The organism is Methylosinus sp. KRF6, assembly GCF_018887255.1.
GTDB lineage: Bacteria > Pseudomonadota > Alphaproteobacteria > Rhizobiales > Beijerinckiaceae > Methylosinus > Methylosinus sporium.
On sequence record NZ_JAHLJF010000029.1, the window covers coordinates 1 to 3829 of the forward strand.

Here is a 3829-nt window from a genome sequence, read left to right on the forward strand (position 1 = left end):
TATCAACCGCCGGGACTCAACTCGCCGCTGGATGAAACTTCGGGGGCACGTCACCCACATGCTGGGTCTCAAGGTCAGCAGCTCGTTGCGCCTGCTCTCGATCGACGCCGATGGCACCCCGACGGCTTCCGAGAGTGGCGCACTCGGCTCGGGTGGCCTGGTGCGCTCTCCCATGCCAGGGAAACGAATATCTATGGTGGGCGTGCGGGCCTTGGTGACAACATCGACTCCGGGACCCGTGATCTTCGCCCTTCCGATGGAATGCTGCTCGATCGGAGAATTGAAAGGCTCCCATCGGATATACCCGGCGTCGGCCAAATGTTCGCAGGCGTTTGCAATGGCCGGACGACTGACCGGATGCGGGCTCAAAACAATATCGTCCGCCGGACACCATCCGCCGTTGACGTCTCGCAGCTTGTGAAAGTGCGCGAGGAGCCAGCCCCTGATTTCTGCATCCGTCATGAGAACCCTCGCGGCGACCAAGCGAATATAAGATAAAAGCGGGAAAGTTCATAAGCCCAAGCTTTCGAGAATTTGAGTTCGCTCCTCTTCTGAAAACTCGCTGCTCGGAATCGTGACCCTCAAGGTGGCAAATCCATATCTCTCGGCATATTCACGAGCATCGTGGAACGCCTCATGGAGCGGAATTTTGATGCCTTTCATTTCGTGGATTGAATAGGAATAAGGGCCGCCCGTGATGCTCAGCCGCCAGCGGCCTATGACTCTTCCCTCTTTGCCTCGTTCCACTCCAAGCTCGACACTACCGCCTTCAGTCGGTCCTCCAGGCTCGGCGGTTACCTGCAAAGGCTGCGTCCGGTGCCAGACTGCGCCCGTCTTAAACGGAGCGTCGCTCACTCGGCCCCGGTCGCGCACCACCTCGTAACCAGCCGCACGCAATCTCCGGCCCACGGCCCAGCCACAAAATTGGGAAGCGGCGTCGCGGGAACGCTTGTCGGGCAAAGCATCGATTAGCGGCGTTACCTCCGCCGCTATCGCCTGAACTGCAGGCATTCCGAGATTTGAGAGCAGCCGATATTCCAGGATACGGTCCGGCCAATTGATTATGTAGGAAATCTTGCGACCTATCTCGGTCTCAGCGTAATTCTCGAACCTACTGCTCATTTTGCGCCCTATCAATTTATATACAGCACAAAAAACGTAGTTAACTTCCACCCAAAAGTCAACCACTCAAATCGAGTGGTCACTAAAGTTAGCATCTGATAAAGGACATTATCATATATAAGACCGCGCCGGAAACGTCGGGGTCGAGCCGATCGAACCGCGCCACCAGGCGCTTCTCGCCGATCCGGCTCTCGGACGTCGCGACGCGGCCGATCGGAGAAGCGTGCAAATATTCCCGGCCGACGCTCTGGCGTCCAATGGAGTGTCATTGTAACGTGATCGACACTACGTATTGTTGCGCCGTCCGCCTGAATGAGACTCGGGAACAGCCCCGCTTGAATATCTTTATTGCAAAACGAGGGTTGGCAACATGCGCTGTAGGATTTTGGCGGCGTCCTCGCCTTCACCTACCTTATGCTCAAGCGCGCAGCAGAATTCATGATACAAAGCGCACATCTACGACTATGTTGCACTAATGTAGTCATGATCGCGCATAATTCGTAGAACTAATGATCGACGCTACGCAGCTTATAAGTAAATTCATTCGCTTAATCGGAGCCTCCAACCGTGACCATCTATACAAAAAATTGTGACGCCTTCGTCGTCCTTCAGAATACGTCATCGTCGCCGAGCGCCAGATGGTCCATCGTCACCATTATTCAAGCCTCCTTGATAAGGCTCACAGCACCCGGCCTCCATTGTTCGTCGAGCCTGCCGTCTATACGGCCGCTGAAATTTTCAGTGAACTCGAGCATTGGCGGATGGAGTCACGCCATGAATGTAAAGACAATTGTTGCTCTTCTATTCACTGCTTATTTCGCCTTCATGACTTCGCCAGCGCGCTCAACGGAATATTATTCATTTTCTTCGCTGAGTTATTCAGGTAATCTACAGCCAGGCGGCCAGTTGAGCGGCGTCGCCGTTCTGACGGCGTCGTCGGCGATAGGCTCCGACTCTGTCTGCATAGGTTTTGCGAGTCCATCTCAATACAACTTCGGAAACTGCCAAGTCATAAATCTAAATACAGGCATCAACTATATAAATTTCAACATAAATATTCCAATTGATGCGGAACTAAACACTTACACAGGCACGATTTCAGTATATAACTCAAATCCATGGACCCTACTCGCCCAGTCGTCGACGCTAGCCACGCTCTCGATGACGCCACAGACAGGCACATATACATTTACATCACTGAATTATTTAGGGAACACCAAGCCTAACGGCCAATTGAGCGTTACAGCCACTTTGACGACAACGGTCGCTACAACATCAGATTCTGTCTGCGTTGGTTTCACCGACCAATACCAATATAATTTTGGAGAATGCAAGGTTGTAACTTTGAATGCAGGGGGAAACTCTATTCATTTCGACCTGAACATTCCCGCAGATGCCCAACTATCCGATTACATCGGAAAGATCTCCGTCTACAATTCTAATCCTTGGACCTTGCTTGCCGAGTCGCAGGCACTAGCTACACTCTCCGTCGTCGCCAACTCGACCACGAGTCCGCCGGTTCTCACTGGCAATAACGCGGTTCTGCTATGGGAGCAGGACTTCAGCGTCACACCTCTCACATTGAGAAGCGCCTCCAGCGCTACTGCGGGCGTGTGGATGCCGAACGACATGACTTGGCAGTCGCCTGTGCAGGGCTATGTCGACTTCGCGGCCTCGCCCTGCTCTTTTGCGGACGTCGCCTCCGGCGTCTGCAACATGGCCGGCGGCACTTTTGACATCAACCCCAATGATCCGACTATGCTGGGAATCAGCCCGTTTTCGCAAGCGAACGGCTATTTGACGATTTCCGCGAGCCGGACGCCCACAAATCTGGAACCGGCAATCCAAGCCGAAATGACCGCGCAAGGCACTCCGGGTCCGATCCCTTCCTTCATCGGCGGACGTCTGGAGGCCAATCCGGCCGTATTTCCAGGATTTACTTACGGTTACTTCGAGTTTCGCGCGGCTTTTCCGAATGCCGGACCCGGCATGTTTCCGGCTCTATGGTTCTATTCAACGCCCGGACAAAACCCCAATATGCCGCATGCGGAAATTGATCTGCTCGAATTCTTTGGTCATTCCGACGTCTTCTACACCACCATCCACTCAGGCGGCGCGACCAACAATAATGGAACCACGATAGGCCAGCACGCCGGGTTGATCGACGGCCAATTCCACACTTACGGGATGGACTGGACGGCGCAGCACATCGACTTCTACGCCGACCAGCAGTTGATTTATTCGGCTCCTGCTCCTCTAGTGGCCGCCTATCAGGGCGTATCGCTGACACCCGTCATGGACTATGTCGCAGATGCGAGTTGGATGGCTTCCAACATCTATTTGCAGGCCAATTCGACGACGCCCAATCCGCTCGTCATGCACATCAATTATGTTCGGCTCTACAGCGTGAAGCCGTTTTGATCTACCCTCGAAAATGTCGAACTTTTTTCTGGTTCGCCAACGCTCGGTCTCGAAAAGCCTCCCGTGGCGCCTATTTTCGGGGATATGCTTCTCGTGCCCATCGGACTAAACGCCGCTTTGCGACGTCGCGCATCCTCGCCTCGAGCTCTTTCAGACACTCGAGGCGATCACTTCTTCAGCTCTCGCGGGGTACCGGAGGAGCGCTTTTCAGGGGGCGAGCCGTCTTCGGAAGTAAGCGCACACCCGGCGCCGTTCACTCGGTGGGCTTGAAATTCCAGGGCATGAG

3 protein-coding genes are annotated in these 3829 nt (G+C 54.1%); 1 reads left to right on the top strand and 2 read right to left on the bottom strand.

All coding sequences use genetic code 11. The annotated features are described in order from the left end of the window. Window positions 1–462 (bottom strand): hypothetical protein (locus tag KP010_RS22275; RefSeq protein WP_216281886.1); only part of this gene is annotated, 462 nt, incomplete at its 3' end. Window positions 463–510: 48 nt separating this feature from the next. Continuing rightward, window positions 511–1122: a hypothetical protein gene (locus KP010_RS22280; protein WP_216281888.1), complete on the bottom strand. Its 612-nt coding sequence runs from the start codon at window positions 1120–1122 to the stop codon at window positions 511–513. A 774-nt stretch (window positions 1123–1896) separates the two neighbouring features. Here KP010_RS22280 and KP010_RS22285 point away from each other — a divergent pair. Continuing rightward, complete coding sequence (locus tag KP010_RS22285; protein ID WP_216281890.1) at window positions 1897–3543, top strand: glycoside hydrolase family 16 protein; 1647 nt, start codon at window positions 1897–1899, stop codon at window positions 3541–3543. The last annotated feature ends 286 nt before the right edge of the window (window positions 3544–3829 follow it).

What these genes read in the sequence shown, in the direction of transcription:
- KP010_RS22280 (WP_216281888.1), bottom strand. Translation starts at nt 1,122, where the DNA reads ATGAGCAGTAGGTTCGAGAATTACGCTGAGACCGAGATAGGTCGCAAG.
- KP010_RS22285 (WP_216281890.1), top strand. Translation starts at nt 1,897, where the DNA reads ATGAATGTAAAGACAATTGTTGCTCTTCTATTCACTGCTTATTTCGCC.